Below are 14,761 nucleotides of genomic sequence, written 5' to 3'. Positions count from 1 at the left end.
TACAACTAACTTCAAAAGATATAAGGGGGACGAGTAAATGTCACAGTTAAAACGCACGCCTTTATTCGAGGTGTACAAAGATTACGGAGCAAAAACCATCGACTTCGGAGGCTGGGACCTTCCTGTTCAATTTTCAAGCATTAAAGAAGAACATGAAGCAGTCCGTACAAAAGCCGGCCTTTTTGATGTATCCCATATGGGTGAAATCGAAGTGAAGGGGACGGACAGCCTTAAATACCTTCAAAAAATGATGACGAACGATATTTCCAAATTAAAGAACTCAGGTGCTCAATATACAGCCATGTGTTATGAGAATGGCGGAACTGTTGATGATTTACTTGTCTATAAAATAGAGGATGACCACTATTTGCTGGTTGTAAATGCCTCCAATATTGAAAAGGACTTCAACTGGCTTCAGGACCATGCTGAAGGGAATGTGGAATTGAAAAACCTTTCTGAAGATATGGCACAGCTGGCGATTCAGGGGCCGCTTGCAGAAAAAGTGCTCCAAAAGCTTGCTGGCACGAACCTGGCAGATATCGGATTTTTCAAATTCCAGCAGGATGTCGATCTGAATGGCAAGAAAGCGCTGGTCTCCAGAACAGGATATACAGTAGAAGACGGATTTGAAGTTTACTGTGATGCCAAAGATGCAGCCGCATTATGGAATGAAATCCTTGAAGCAGGCAAAGAAGAAGGCGTGCTCCCATGCGGCCTTGGTGCAAGGGATACCCTTCGCTTTGAAGCTAATCTGGCACTCTATGGCCAGGAACTCTCACCTGATATCACACCGCTTGAGGCAGGAATCGGCTTTGCTGTAAAAGTCAATAAAGAAGCTGAATTTATCGGCAAAGAAGTGCTTAAGAATCAAAAAGAAAATGGGGTTCCGCGCAAGCTGGCTGGAATTGAAATGATTGACCGCGGCATTCCGCGCCATGGCTATCCAGTATATAAAGGGGAAGAACTGATCGGGGAAGTGACAACAGGCACCCAATCTCCGACATTAAAAAAGAACATTGGCCTTGTTCTTATCAAGAAAGAGCATGCGGAGCCGGAAACTGAATTAGAAGTGGAAATTCGCGGCAAACGACTGAAGGCTAAGATTGCAGCAACACCTTTTTATAAAAGAGAAAAGAACTAACCGGGGGGAGAAAATGATGAAACATCGCTATTTACCGATGACAGAGTCTGACCAGAAAGCAATGCTTGAAAAAATCGGCGTCAGTTCTGTGGAAGAACTATTCAGTGATATTCCCGAAAGTGTAAGATTTAAGGGCGAATATAAAATCAAGCCGGCTAAATCAGAGACAGCCTTACTGAAAGAGCTTACTAAAATGGCTCAGAAAAATGCTGATCTTCGCACAAATACATCTTTCCTTGGTGCGGGTGTTTATGATCATTACATGCCAATCATTGTTGATCATGTTTTATCCCGTTCAGAGTTTTATACTGCCTATACTCCTTATCAGCCAGAGATTTCCCAGGGTGAGCTCCAGGCAATCTTTGAATTCCAGACAATGATCTGTGAGTTAACAGGAATGGATGTTGCCAACTCATCCATGTATGATGGCGGAACAGCGCTTGCCGAAGCAGCCATGCTAAGCGCAGGCAGCACACGCCGCAAAAAGATACTTATCTCAAGCGCAGTTCATCCTGAATCTAAAGAAGTAGTTAAGACATATGCAAAGGGCCAGTATATTGAAGTGATTGAAATCCCTCATAAAGACGGGATCACAGATCTGGAAGCTTTAAATGGAATGATTGGCGATGACATAGCAGCTGTCATTGTACAATATCCTAACTTTTTTGGCAGAGTTGAGCCTTTAAAAGAGCTTGAGGAAATTATTCATGCCCATAAATCCATGTTTGTTGTTTCAAGCAACCCGCTTGCTCTTGGCACACTGACACCTCCGGGTAAATTCGGGGCAGACATTGTAGCAGGAGATGCCCAGGTTTTCGGAATTCCTACAGCTTTCGGAGGCCCGCATTGCGGATATTTTGCCGTAACATCCAAGCTAATGAGAAAAGTGCCGGGACGTCTTGTCGGACAAACGGTAGACGATCAGGGACGCCGCGGCTTCGTGCTTACTCTTCAGGCACGTGAACAGCATATCCGCCGCGATAAGGCAACTTCCAATATTTGTTCCAATCAGGCTCTAAACGCACTAGCGGCATCTGTAGCGATGACTGCTCTTGGCAAGAAGGGCGTAAGGGATATGGCCGCTGCCAACATGCAAAAAGCCCATTATGCAAAACAGCAATTCAAGGCTGCAGGCTTTGAAGTTCCATTTGAAGGCCCTTCATTTAATGAATTTGTCATCAAGCTGAATAAGCCTGTTAAAGAAGTAAATCAAAAGCTTCTTGAAAAGGATATTATTGGAGGCTACGATTTGGGCAGAGATTATGCTGGCCTTAAAAATCATATGCTTGTTGCTGTAACGGAATTGAGAACGAAGGAAGAAATCGATGCATTCGTTAAAGAAATGGGGGATTACCATGCATAAGGAAGATCAGCCACTCATCTTTGAATTAAGCACAGAAGGCCGTATCGGCTACAGCTTGCCTGAAATGGATATTCCGGAAATTGACCTGGTCGAGCTTCTTCCTGAAGGCTACCTGCGAGAGGAAGAGCCAGAGCTGCCGGAAGTGTCCGAACTTGATATCATGCGTCATTATACTGCACTTTCTAAACGCAATCATGGCGTTGATTCAGGGTTTTATCCACTGGGGTCCTGCACAATGAAATACAACCCTAAAATCAATGAGAATGTAGCGCGTTTTAATGGTTTTGCCCACTTGCACCCGCTGCAGGATGAAAGCTCTGTTCAAGGTGCCCTGGAACTGATGTATGATCTGCAGGAGCATCTGATTGAAATTACGGGAATGGATGAAGTGACGCTTCAGCCAGCTGCAGGAGCACATGGAGAATGGACTGGATTAATGATGATCAGTGCTTATCATGAAGAGAATGGCGATACAAAGCGTACTAAAGTAGTGGTTCCTGACTCTGCACACGGAACAAATCCTGCATCCGCGACAGTCGCAGGCTTTGAAACAGTAACTGTTAAATCGGATGAAAATGGATTAGTGGATTTAGAGGACTTAAGAAGAGTGGTTGGCGAGGATACTGCTGCCCTTATGCTGACTAACCCGAATACTTTAGGCTTGTTTGAAGAAAACATTCTTGAAATGGCTGAGATTGTTCACGGCGCCGGCGGGAAGCTATACTATGATGGAGCTAACCTGAATGCAGTACTTTCAAAAGCACGCCCTGGAGATATGGGATTTGACGTTGTTCACCTTAATCTTCATAAAACCTTTACAGGACCGCATGGCGGCGGAGGACCGGGATCAGGCCCAGTCGGCGTAAAAGCGGATCTGATTCCTTTCCTTCCGAAGCCTGTATTGGTTAAGAATGGTGACCAATATGAATTTGATTATGACCGCCCGCAATCAATCGGACGTGTAAAGCCATATTACGGAAACTTCGGAATCAATGTCCGGGCTTATACTTATATCCGTACAATGGGGCCGGATGGACTGAAGGCTGTTACGGAAAATGCGGTACTAAATGCAAACTATATGATGAGAAGGCTTGAGCCATTCTTTGACCTGCCATTTGACAGACATTGCAAGCATGAATTTGTTTTAAGCGGAAAGCGCCAGAAGAAGCTTGGCGTACGTACTTTGGATATTGCCAAGCGACTTCTTGACTTTGGCTACCATCCGCCAACCATCTACTTCCCGCTTAACGTGGAAGAGTGCATTATGATTGAGCCGACAGAAACAGAATCAAAAGAAACGCTCGACGCTTTTGTCGACGCCATGATTCAAATAGCTAAAGAAGCTGAGGAAAACCCTGAGATTGTTCAGGAAGCCCCTCACACAACTGTAATTGGCCGTCTGGATGAAACAATGGCTGCAAGAAAGCCGGTTCTTCGCTATCAAAAGCAATAAACGGAAAAGGGTGTCCTTTAGAGGGCACTCTTTTTTTTTTTGGCTTGTAGACTAATTGTGAACTCTGGGAAGGAATAGGGGAATTCGGGAATAATGCACCGATTGCGGGGAAAAGATCCGAAAACAAGGGAAAGAGTATCGGGCTAAAAGAGAAAACAACAGCGGTGGTGAGGAGTGGATTATGATTGAACTTAGCTGAGGGGTCCCCAATCAAGAGACCCCGTTAAGATAACGGGGTCTTTTCAAATATTGCTATTTTTTCGCTTTCACTTTTCCTGTCCATTTTTTAAATCCGCCCTGCAGGTGTGAAAGGTCTTTGTAGCCTTTACGATGCAAAAACTGGGCAGCTCTCGCACTTCTCATGCCGCTTTGGCAATATAAGTAGACTGGCTTGTCCGGACGCAATTCTTTCATGCGCATTTTCATTTGTGAAAGCGGTATATTGCGGGCACCTAAAATATGGCCGTTTTCAAATTCATTTGGTTCACGTACATCGATTAATTGGGCTTTTCTGTAGCCTTCTCTGAACTGGTCTTCCGTAAGCGTTTTAACAATTCGGCGCTGATAAAACCAGGTTATCACGGAATAGGTAATGATTGCACCCAAAATGATAAGAATGAAATAAAGTGTTTCCAATATGTCTTTCTCCTTTCACACATAGGTAAGCCAACTAATATTATATAAGCCTTTCCTAATAGGAGTAAAGGAAATCTGTTAAATTTGTTATGGAAATTCAACTTGCTTTAAATTTCTCTGGAACTTTGGTAGACTATTAACCGCATGTGACTAGTTAAAGAATCTGAAAATGAGGGCTACATATGACTAAAGAAGTTTGGCGATTTATCGATTCAGGAGAGGGGTCACCTTCTTTTAATATGGCTTTGGATGAGGCATTGCTTGACTGGAACAGTGAGGGCAAAATGCCACCTGTAATCCGTTTTTACGGATGGAATCCGGCCACTCTTTCAATCGGTTATTTCCAAAAGGTTGAAAAAGAAATAGATATGGAAGCTGTTAAGCAGCATGGATTGGGATTTGTCCGCAGGCCTACAGGCGGAAGAGGTGTGCTTCATGAACATGAACTCACTTACAGTGTGATCGTTCCTGAAGCCCACCCCGAAATGCCGAATACAGTTACAGAAGCGTACAGAGTCATTTCTGAAGGGATCTTAGAAGGTTTTCACGGACTTGGGATGGAAGCTTATTTCGCAGTCCCAAAGACAGCTGAAGAAAGGGACTCTCTGAAAAATCCAAGATCTGCTGTTTGTTTTGATGCCCCCAGCTGGTATGAACTTGTAGTAGAAGGCCGTAAAGTGGCGGGAAGTGCACAAACAAGGCAAAAAGGGGTAATCCTTCAGCATGGTTCCATCCTACTTGATTTGGATGAAGACAAGCTGTTCAGCCTGTTCAAGTATCCGAATGACAGAGTCAAAGAAAGAATGCAAAGAGCTTTTAAAAATAAAGCTGTTGCCATTAATGAGCTGACAACTGAAAAAATCACCCTGGATCAAGCAAAAACAGCTTTCAAAAAGGGATTTGAAGAAGGCTTGAATATTGAACTTGAACCTTATAAGCTTACAGATGAAGAAATGGCATATGTACAAAAAATCGCAAAAGAGCGATATGAAAGTGATGACTGGAACTATAAGAGATAAAAGCGGCAAAGTCGCTTTTTCTCTTTTTTTAATGAATAATTTTCCAATTGCTGCCCTGTAAAAGTGCAAGCTTCAAAATATGTTAAAATTTATCGTTAATTGTCGGAAATCGGCTATTAACTCTGTTTTTCTTTAAATTTTAGTATATTTTAAGTTTGACAAAATCACATTTAGCTGAACCTGACACAATATGTAGTGGTGTCGAAAATATTTAGGACACTATATATTGATTTTGAGGTTTGAGGTATGGTAACTTTAGGGTACTCTTTTAAAACAGATAGATATACTCTATCTGCCCATATGGTTTACACATTAATTGATAATTGAATTTAGAAGGAGTTGTAACAATGTCTGTTGCTCTAGGACAAAAAATGAAATTGAACATTGATCGTTTAAACAAGGACATCCGTCTTTTTCCTCAGGTTCATCCTGTAACCCCAGATATGAAAATGACCCACAAAGGTGTTTCCCGCTTAGTTATGCTTGACCGCTACACTTTCAAAGACACCGAAAAAGTAACACTCACAAATGGTGACTTCGTTGTTCTCACCATCAAAGAGGATCCTAAATTTCCTGCACGGGGCCTGGGCTTTATCCAGGATATCGATTGGGAAAACAAGACAGCCAAAGTTTTAGTAGAGGAAGATTACAGAGGCGTGCTGGATGATCCGGAAGAATCTAGAACAGGCATTATTACAAAGCCTCTTGATGTAATCGAGAAGCCCCTTGAAATCTTCTATGAGCAAATCGCCAAGCGTAACGCAACAGGTCTGGCATCTGTTGAGAAAACCGAAGAAAAGAAAAAAGAATGGTTTGAAAAATTCTATCAGGAATTGAAAAACTTGAATTTCATTCCGGCTGGCCGCGTATTGTATGGAGCGGGTGCCGACACAGATGTTACGTATTTCAACTGCTACGTAATGCCATTCGTACAGGACTCCCGTGAAGGAATTTCCGAACACCGCAAGCAGGTAATGGAAATCATGAGCCGAGGAGGAGGAGTTGGGACAAATGGCTCAACTCTAAGACCGCGCAACACTTTGGCTAAAGGAGTAAACGGCAAGTCATCTGGTTCCGTATCCTGGCTTGATGATATTGCGAAGCTTACACACCTTGTGGAGCAGGGAGGTTCCCGCAGGGGCGCTCAGATGATTATGCTGGCGGACTGGCATCCGGACATTATCGAATTCATCATTTCGAAAATGCAGAACCCAAGAATTTTACGATTCCTTCTTGAAACTACTAATGATGAAACAATAAAAAAATATGCTAAAGAAAAATTAAAATTCACTCCATTTACCGAACAGGAAATGGCCATGTACCAGGGTATTATTAATTACAAGAGCATTCCCGGCTACGGCGGATTCAGTGATAAAATCATAAAGGATGCTGAAGAAAAACTGGAAACTGGCGGTACTTACAGTGTTCATAATTCTGAATTCCTTACTGGGGCAAATATTTCAGTCTGCCTGACAAAAGAATTTATGGATGCAGTTGAAAATGATGCGGAATATGAGCTTCGCTTCCCAGATGTTGAATCATATGATGCTGACACCATGAAAACCTACAACGAAGAATGGCATAAAGTCGGTGACGTCAGAGAATGGGGAAACCTTGGCTATAAAGTCCGTGTTCACCGCAAAATCAAAGCTAAAGAACTTTGGAATCTGATTAATATCTGTGCAACATACTCAGCAGAGCCAGGTATTTTCTTTATTGATAATGCCAACGACATGACCAATGCACAGGCTTACGGACAAAGGGTTGTAGCAACAAACCCATGCGGCGAACAGCCTCTCGCGCCATATTCTGTCTGCAACCTTGCAGCAGTGAACCTTGCAGAAATGGCAGATAAGGAAAATAAGACCGTTAACTTTGAAAAGCTGAAGCGTACTGTTGAAGTAGGAGTACGTATGCAGGACAACGTAATAGATGCTACACCATACTTCCTTGAAGAAAATAAAAAGCAGGCATTAGGCGAGCGGCGTGTTGGTCTTGGCGTTATGGGGCTTCATGATTTGCTGATCTATTGCGAAACAGAATATGGTTCTGAAGAAGGCAATGTGCTGATTGATAAAGTTTTCGAAACCATCGCAGCAACAGCTTACAAAGCGTCTGTTGAGCTTGCGAAGGAAAAAGGAAGCTTCCCATTTTTAACAGGTGACAATCCTGAGGAAACGAATCGTCTTCGCAAAGCTTTTACAGAAACAGGCTTTATGCAGAAAATGCCAGAGGATATCCGTGGATCCATCTTAGAAAGCGGAATCCGTAATTCACATCTACTGACTGTTGCTCCTACCGGATCCACAGGTACCATGGTTGGAGTATCTACAGGTCTTGAACCGTATTTTTCCTTCTCCTACTTTAGAAGCGGACGCTTAGGCAAGTTCATTGAAGTGAAGGCAGATATTGTTCAGGAATATTTGGACCGCAATCCGGATGCAGATCCTAATAATCTGCCTGAATGGTTTGTGGCGGCGATGGATCTTGCTCCGGAAGCACACGCAGATGTTCAATGTGTGATTCAGCGCTGGATCGACAGCTCGATCAGTAAAACAGTAAACGCACCGAAGGGCTATAGTGTTGAACAGGTTGAGAAGGTGTATGAGCGCTTATACCGCGGCGGCGCAAAGGGCGGCACAGTCTATGTAGACGGATCACGCGATTCTCAAGTATTGACGCTGAAGGCTGAAGAGAACAGCTTTGACGGTACAGATACAGTCAAAAAAGAAAAATCAAAGCAGCATGTAGTGCTGGTTGATACAATCAGCGACCTGCGTTCAACCGACGTAACAATCGGTTCGGAGGTCGGCAATACATGCCCTGTATGCCGTAAAGGAAAAGTCAAAGAAATCGGCGGCTGCAATACTTGCACTAACTGTAATGCACAGCTGAAATGCGGTTTATAAAAATAATTTAAAAGACCAAAGAAGATGGAAATAATTGTTCCATCTTCTTTTTTTGCTGTTGGATCATTTGGATCATACTACACTCATAGGGTTCAGCGGTGATTTTTTTGCTGGCTGGACAAATTGATAAAGTGAGGTATGCCTAATGAAGCCATTTATCCCTCAGCTGGTTTATATAGAACCTCAAGCTCTTGAATATCCCCTGGGAAGAGAGCTGAAGGAAAAATTTGAAAAACTGAATTTGGAAATTAGGGAAACAACATCACACAACCAGGTGAGAAATATTCCGGGTGATAACGAATTGCAGAAATACCGCAATGCGAAATCCACTTTGGTGGTAGGCATCAGACGGACTCTGAAATTTGATACATCCAAACCTTCGGCAGAATACGCCATTCCCCTTGCTACAGGCTGCATGGGCCACTGTCATTATTGCTATCTGCAAACTACACTTGGAAGCAAGCCATATATTCGCACGTATGTAAACCTTGAAGAAATCTTTGAGCAGGCCTCTAAATATATGGAAGAGAGAAAGCCGGAGCTTACGCGATTTGAAGCTGCATGTACTTCCGATATCGTAGGGATTGATCATTTGACCCATTCCCTGAAAAAAACAATTGAATTTATTGGCCAGACGGAGTATGGCCAGCTCCGGTTTGTCACCAAGTATCATCATGTCGATCATTTGCTTGATGCTAAACATAATGGGAAAACCCGATTTCGTTTTAGTGTTAATTCGCGGTTTGTAATAAAAAACTTTGAGCCTGGCACCTCCTCATTCGACGATCGGCTTGAAGCTGCCCGTAAAGTAGCCAATGCCGGCTACCCGCTTGGCTTTATCGTGGCGCCTATTTACATGCATGATGATTGGCGCGAAGGGTACCATGAACTTTTTCAAAGGTTAAGCAAATCACTCGAAGGCATTAATCTGGAAGGATTAACTTTCGAGTTAATCCAGCACAGATTTACAAAGCCGGCCAAAAAGGTAATTGAAAAACGCTACCCGAAAACAAAGCTGGAAATGGATGAAGAAAAACGCAAATATAAGTGGGGAAGATATGGAATAGGTAAATATGTGTATCCGACTGATGAAGCAAATGATCTGGAAAATACAATTAGGGGATATATTCACTCTTATTTTCCAGAAGCAGAAGTGCAATATTTTACCTAATTATGAAATTCTGCTTGTCAGCCGTACTATTTTAAAAAACTCCTGATTAAAGATGTATAAGTAAGTGTTCCTCTATGAGCAAGTACATCGACAGGAGTGGCTTTCATGTATATAGATGGTGTTTTTTCTGGAGGAGGCATCAAAGGTTTTGCCTTAATCGGCGCATATGAAGCAGTCCATAAAAGGGGATTTCGATTCAAACGGGTTGCTGGAACAAGTGCAGGATCCATTGTGGCTGCTTTAATTGCCGCCAATTATACAAGTGAGGAAATATATCAGCTCGTCGATGAATTTGAAGTCAAAAAGCTTCTTGATGAAAGAAAAACATTCATACCCTTTGCAGTCGGAAAATGGCTTAATCTGTATTGGCGTCTGGGATTATATAAAGGGTCGGAGCTGGAAAGCTGGATGGCTCAGAAGCTGGCTGACAGGGGGATTAGAACATTTTCAGATTTGCCGCCGCAATCGCTGAGGGTCATAGCGTCAGACCTTACAAACGGAAGGCTGGTTGTACTGCCTGATGATCTTGTGCATTATGGCATTGATCCAGCTTCATTTCCTGTAGCAAAAGCTATCAGGATGAGCTGCAGCCTCCCGTATTTTTTTGAGCCGGTCAAGCTGAATGGCTACAGCAGCACAAATGTTATCGTTGATGGAGGGGTACTAAGCAATTTTCCCATGTGGCTATTTGATAAGGAAAATGTGAAAAAGACAAGGCCAGTGCTCGGGATAAAGTTAAGCCATAATCTGAGCGAACGGCCGCCGAATAAAATCGACAACGCCATACAAATGTATGCGGCGCTTTTTGAAACGATGAAGGACGCGCATGATGCAAGGTACATTTCGAGAAAACATGCACAAAATATTATTTTCATTCCAACGGATGGCGTACTGACTGCGGAATTTAATATAACCGAGCAGAAGAAAAGAGACCTTCTGGAGCACGGCAGGCAATGCGCGGAGGACTTTTTTTCATCATGGAGCTATTAAGAAAAACAAGGAGCTTGATCCGGAAGTTTCCCCCAGAATTCAGAACTTACCTTATAAAAATAAAAAATCGAGCCCGAATTAAAGGGAGGCTCGATTTTTCTTTTTGCCTTTTTTGCCTTCTATGACTGTCAAGTGTGGAGAAGATTTTTTCTTAGACTTTTTAATCGAAGTAAGGGAACCTACAGAAGCCTTCCTTCCATTGGCTGAGCCCATTTCTTTATTATTGTTAAAGCGCCTTTTGGATTTTTTGGCTGCCTTTATAAAAGCTCGCTGCTCCCGCTTTGAGGGATTAGATCTGTTAAAGCGCTGAAAAAGAAAGTATACTACAGCACCAATGATGACAATGACAGCTATTCTCTGCAAAAAACCGGCAGGATTAGAGATCAGGCTGACGGCAACTCCGATGACAGCTAGCATAATGAGCCCGGAGACAATATAAAATGTAAATGGTTTTTTCAAGAAAGCCACCTCCCTAAAAGCATGATGAGCAATTTTATAAGCTTTTAAACTATATAAGCTAAAGTTTATCGAAATAATTAATGAAAGTTGTCTTCATATTTTTCTTTTCCTATTTCTTTACAATTTAAACAGCAGAATATTAACTTTTAAAAAGTATCAGGAATAGCTGCGTACTTACCAAAGAGTATCCCGCATGCTGCCTATACTTAAATTTATGCTATGAACACCAGTCCCGGAACACACATTGCCTCAAATAAGCAAAAATCAAAGGACTGTATCATTAATTATTTTATTCGACCTAAAATCTCATAAAACCTCTCTACAACAGGAAATTATATAAAAAATATGAATGATCTTTGCCGGAGGGTTATTCGAATCTGCATTTATTTTAAATCTGATGCAATGGAATAAATGTGAGTGGACATAATAGGAAAAGGAGGTGGCGCAAAGTGGCAGAAGAAAAGGAGCGCTTGGAACAGGATCAAAGGGAGAGGCCAATGTCTTTTATGGCAATGGTGGTCATTACCGGACTGGTTGGAGGCATTCTTTGGAGCGGCCTGGCCTATCTGGCTTACGTGTTTAATTTTACCGAAATTCGCCCTAATGTCATTCTCGAACCCTGGACGATTGGGGCCTGGAAAGAGGGCTGGCTGGGAACTCTGATCTCAATTTTCCTTATTGGCGCAATTTCAATTGTGGCGGCCTTAATTTATTATGCAGCGCTGCGGAAATTTCAAAGTATTTTCGTGGGAGCTGGCTATGGAGTTGCCCTTTTTTTACTGGTATTTTTTATACTCAACCCAATATTCCCTGGAATCAGCCCGTTTTGGGATCTAGGGCGGAATACAATTATCACATCGATCTGTTTTTATATATTATTTGGCGTATTCGTAGGGTATTCCATATCATATGAAGCTCATGAAATCCGAGGCAAGAATGAAGATGAAAAAAAGGCCCGGACAGATCCGGATTTAACTTGATGGATAAAGCATAATGGCGAATGTTAAATCTTTATGCAGTAATGATGAATTTTGCGAAAAGCGCTATACATCAGAACTGTATGAAATTTTGCTTTATGATAGAATGTTCTTAATGGGCATTCTTTTTCGATGCTGTCAGAGAGTAGACAAGAATAGAAAGAGAGGCCTGTCAGCAACTATGTAAGAGGGGGTTGAACATGGGGAAAATACTCCTGTTAAATGGGCCAAATTTAAACCTGCTCGGCAAAAGGGAACCAGGTGTTTATGGAAAAGAAACGCTTGATCAGCTGGAGCAGAATATGAAAGCATTGGGTGCTTCACATGAGACAGAAGTGACCTGTTTTCAGTCAAATCATGAAGGGGAACTCATTGACAAGCTTCACCTCGCCAATGAAGATGGCACACAGGGTATTATTTTCAATCCTGGCGCATTTACCCATTATAGTTACGCGATCAGGGATGCTGTTGCAGGAATCCAGGTTCCTTTGATCGAAGTACATATTTCAAATGTTCATGCCAGGGAAGAATTCAGGCATACTTCTGTCATTGCACCCGCTGCAATGGGCCAAATAGTCGGTCTGGGCTTTAAAGGGTATGAACTGGCTTTCCATGCATTAATGGATTTTCAAAAGGGGAGAGGATAATATGGAAAAAATACAAAAATTACGCACACGCTTTACTGAGTCTGGGATAGATGGAATGCTGATTACCAGCAGTTTCAACCGCCGTTATATGACTGGTTTTACCGGTTCAGCCGGCGTGGTATTAATCAGTGCGGATAAAGCACTCTTCATAACCGATTTCCGCTACACAGAACAGGCAGCTAAACAGTGTGAAGGGTATGAAATTGTGAAGCATACTGGTGCAATTACAGAAGAAGTTGCCAAACAGGCTGAACAGCTTGGGATCAAAAAGCTTGGCTTTGAAGAGAATCATTTGGCTTTCTCATCCTATAAAGCCTATGAAAAAGCTGTTAACTCTGAGCTTGTCCCAGTTTCTGACACAATTGAAAAGTTACGCTTGATAAAGACCGATTCAGAGATTAAGATAATAAAGGTGGCAGCTGACATTGCAGATGCTGCTTTTAAACATATTCTTGATGTCATTCGGCCAGGAATTACTGAATTGGAAGTTTCCAATGAATTAGAATTCTTTATGAGAAAAGCGGGTGCAGTTTCATCATCGTTTGATATTATCGTAGCATCCGGATACCGTTCTGCTCTTCCGCATGGAGTCGCCAGTGATAAAGTTATTGAAAAAGGCGATTTTGTCACACTGGACTTCGGCGCTTATTATAAGGGCTATGTTTCAGATATTACTCGTACGGTTGCTGTTGGAGAACCTGAAGATAAGCTGAAAGAAATCTATACAATTGTGCAGGAAGCTCAGGAGCGGGGGATGGAAGGCATCAAACCGGGAATGAGCGGCAAAGAAGCAGATGCCTTAACTCGTGATTATATTTCTGGTAAAGGCTATGGCGAATATTTTGGTCATTCTACCGGACATGGCATCGGGCTTGAAGTGCATGAAGGGCCTGCATTGTCATTTAAGTCTGATGTTATACTTGAACCTGGAATGGTTGTAACGGTGGAGCCGGGCATTTACATACCGGGCCTCGGCGGTGTCCGCATTGAGGATGATACAGTCATTACAAAGGATCACAATGAAACGCTTACTCACTCTACTAAAGAATTGATTATTCTTTAATTGTACACATTAGGAGGACAAACTCATGATTTCTGTAAACGATTTTCGTACGGGATTGACGATTGAAGTTGATAACGGCATTTGGCGTGTAATGGATTTCCAGCACGTTAAACCGGGAAAAGGAGCGGCATTTGTACGTTCCAAATTGCGCAACCTTCGCACAGGTGCTATTCAGGAAAAAACCTTTCGCGCAGGTGAAAAAGTAGGGAAAGCACAAATCGATAATCGTAAAATGCAATACCTTTATGCTAATGGAGATCAGCATGTTTTCATGGACAATGAGTCTTATGAGCAAATCGAGCTGCCTGCATCAGCAATTGAGTATGAATTAAAGTTTTTAAAAGAGAACATGGAAGTTGCTATTATGCTTTACCAGGGAGAGTCTCTCGGAATTGAGCTTCCTAACTCTGTTGAGCTTACAGTGACTGAAACAGAACCAGGCATTAAAGGGGATACTGCTTCCGGCGGAACGAAGCCTGCTACACTTGAAACAGGCCTGACTGTACAAGTTCCTTTCTTTGTTAATGAAGGAGATAAGCTGATTATCAATACAACTGATAGTTCATACGTGTCACGTGCATAATTTTAAAAAAATCCCGATTTCTCGGGATTTTTTTTTATCCTTTATATTTCCTGCCTTCAGCACCGGGGGATATGTCAGTATCATTGCGATTATTATAATCAGGGTCAGATGCAGGGGCATTTCTATTATCGCGTGTTCCGCCGAGATAAGCCCTGTCGCCTTTTTTCTGGTTTTTTAAAAATTCTCCTAAGTTCTCATTCATCCTCAAACCTCATTTCTCCGGGAAGTTACTATGTGACACATAATTAGTATTAGCTTTTTCCTCATGATTATAAGACGAAAATTTCTTAGCTATAATAGGTGAACTCTGCTGTGATTTGGCTTTCTATGTCTATGGTTCCAGGCTGGAT

The 14,761-nt window shown here is 42.3% G+C and carries 14 protein-coding genes; 11 read left to right on the top strand and 3 right to left on the bottom strand.

Translation table 11 applies throughout. The features are described 5' to 3' along the window. Positions 1–37 precede the first annotated feature (37 nt). From gcvT to gcvPB, 3 genes are read left to right on the top strand one after another with little or no spacing between them, the layout of a single operon-like run. Positions 38–1,141, top strand: coding sequence for a glycine cleavage system aminomethyltransferase GcvT (gcvT, locus tag ACEQ1T_RS05285; protein ID WP_370221960.1), 1,104 nt, complete (start codon positions 38–40; stop codon positions 1,139–1,141). A gap of 16 nt (positions 1,142–1,157) precedes the next feature. Then, complete coding sequence (gene gcvPA / locus ACEQ1T_RS05280) at positions 1,158–2,504, top strand: aminomethyl-transferring glycine dehydrogenase subunit GcvPA (RefSeq protein WP_206839293.1); 1,347 nt, start codon at positions 1,158–1,160, stop codon at positions 2,502–2,504. Further along, a complete protein-coding gene (gene gcvPB / locus ACEQ1T_RS05275; RefSeq protein ID WP_370221959.1) occupies positions 2,497–3,957 on the top strand; it encodes an aminomethyl-transferring glycine dehydrogenase subunit GcvPB in 1,461 nt (486 codons plus the stop codon). The genes gcvPA and gcvPB overlap by 8 nt, the downstream gene beginning before the upstream one ends. A 252-nt stretch (positions 3,958–4,209) precedes the next feature. Here the strand turns inward: gcvPB and ACEQ1T_RS05270 are convergent, their stop codons facing one another. Continuing rightward, positions 4,210–4,593: a rhodanese-like domain-containing protein gene (locus ACEQ1T_RS05270; RefSeq protein ID WP_009332920.1), complete on the bottom strand. Its 384-nt coding sequence runs from the start codon at positions 4,591–4,593 to the stop codon at positions 4,210–4,212. A 182-nt stretch (positions 4,594–4,775) separates the two neighbouring features. On the opposite strand from ACEQ1T_RS05270, the gene ACEQ1T_RS05265 reads away from it, so the two are divergent. The 4 genes from ACEQ1T_RS05265 to ACEQ1T_RS05250 all read left to right on the top strand — a co-directional run bounded on the left by ACEQ1T_RS05265 (position 4,776) and on the right by ACEQ1T_RS05250 (position 10,682). Further along, entirely contained in the window at positions 4,776–5,612 is an 837-nt protein-coding gene (locus ACEQ1T_RS05265; protein ID WP_370221958.1) for a biotin/lipoate A/B protein ligase family protein, read from the top strand. 347 nt (positions 5,613–5,959) lie between these two features. Then, a complete protein-coding gene (locus ACEQ1T_RS05260) occupies positions 5,960–8,521 on the top strand; it encodes a vitamin B12-dependent ribonucleotide reductase (RefSeq protein ID WP_206838525.1) in 2,562 nt (853 codons plus the stop codon). Between the two features lie 145 nt (positions 8,522–8,666). Next, entirely contained in the window at positions 8,667–9,692 is a 1,026-nt protein-coding gene (gene splB / locus ACEQ1T_RS05255; RefSeq protein WP_370221956.1) for a spore photoproduct lyase, read from the top strand. Positions 9,693–9,797: 105 nt separating this feature from the next. Then, entirely contained in the window at positions 9,798–10,682 is an 885-nt protein-coding gene (locus tag ACEQ1T_RS05250; RefSeq protein ID WP_206838519.1) for a patatin-like phospholipase family protein, read from the top strand. 78 nt (positions 10,683–10,760) lie between these two features. Here the strand turns inward: ACEQ1T_RS05250 and ACEQ1T_RS05245 are convergent, their stop codons facing one another. Further along, entirely contained in the window at positions 10,761–11,150 is a 390-nt protein-coding gene (locus ACEQ1T_RS05245; protein ID WP_312886149.1) for an SA1362 family protein, read from the bottom strand. A 440-nt stretch (positions 11,151–11,590) separates the two neighbouring features. On the opposite strand from ACEQ1T_RS05245, the gene ACEQ1T_RS05240 reads away from it, so the two are divergent. The 4 genes from ACEQ1T_RS05240 to efp all read left to right on the top strand — a co-directional run bounded on the left by ACEQ1T_RS05240 (position 11,591) and on the right by efp (position 14,411). Further along, positions 11,591–12,121 carry a YqhR family membrane protein gene (locus ACEQ1T_RS05240; RefSeq protein WP_206838515.1) on the top strand — a complete coding sequence of 177 codons (531 nt, stop codon included), beginning with the start codon at positions 11,591–11,593 and terminating at the stop codon, positions 12,119–12,121. 197 nt (positions 12,122–12,318) lie between these two features. Then, the gene (gene aroQ, locus ACEQ1T_RS05235; protein ID WP_206838513.1) at positions 12,319–12,765 is read left to right on the top strand and encodes a type II 3-dehydroquinate dehydratase; all 447 of its coding nucleotides are present in this window, start codon (positions 12,319–12,321) and stop codon (positions 12,763–12,765) included. Position 12,766: 1 nt separating this feature from the next. After that, complete coding sequence (locus ACEQ1T_RS05230; protein ID WP_206838512.1) at positions 12,767–13,828, top strand: Xaa-Pro peptidase family protein; 1,062 nt, start codon at positions 12,767–12,769, stop codon at positions 13,826–13,828. Positions 13,829–13,853: 25 nt separating this feature from the next. Further along, positions 13,854–14,411: an elongation factor P gene (efp, locus tag ACEQ1T_RS05225; RefSeq protein WP_370221955.1), complete on the top strand. Its 558-nt coding sequence runs from the start codon at positions 13,854–13,856 to the stop codon at positions 14,409–14,411. A 34-nt stretch (positions 14,412–14,445) separates the two neighbouring features. On the opposite strand, the gene ACEQ1T_RS05220 is transcribed toward efp, so the two are convergent. After that, positions 14,446–14,613, bottom strand: a complete 168-nt coding sequence (locus tag ACEQ1T_RS05220) for a hypothetical protein (protein ID WP_206838509.1) — start codon at positions 14,611–14,613, stop codon at positions 14,446–14,448. Between the last annotated feature and the right edge of the window lie 148 nt (positions 14,614–14,761).

The organism is Cytobacillus sp. (assembly GCF_964223445.1).
Taxonomy (GTDB): Bacteria; Bacillota; Bacilli; order Bacillales; family Cytobacillaceae; genus Cytobacillus.
Note: the sequence above shows the minus strand (reverse complement) of the source record. Positions and strands in the feature narration are given on the sequence as shown.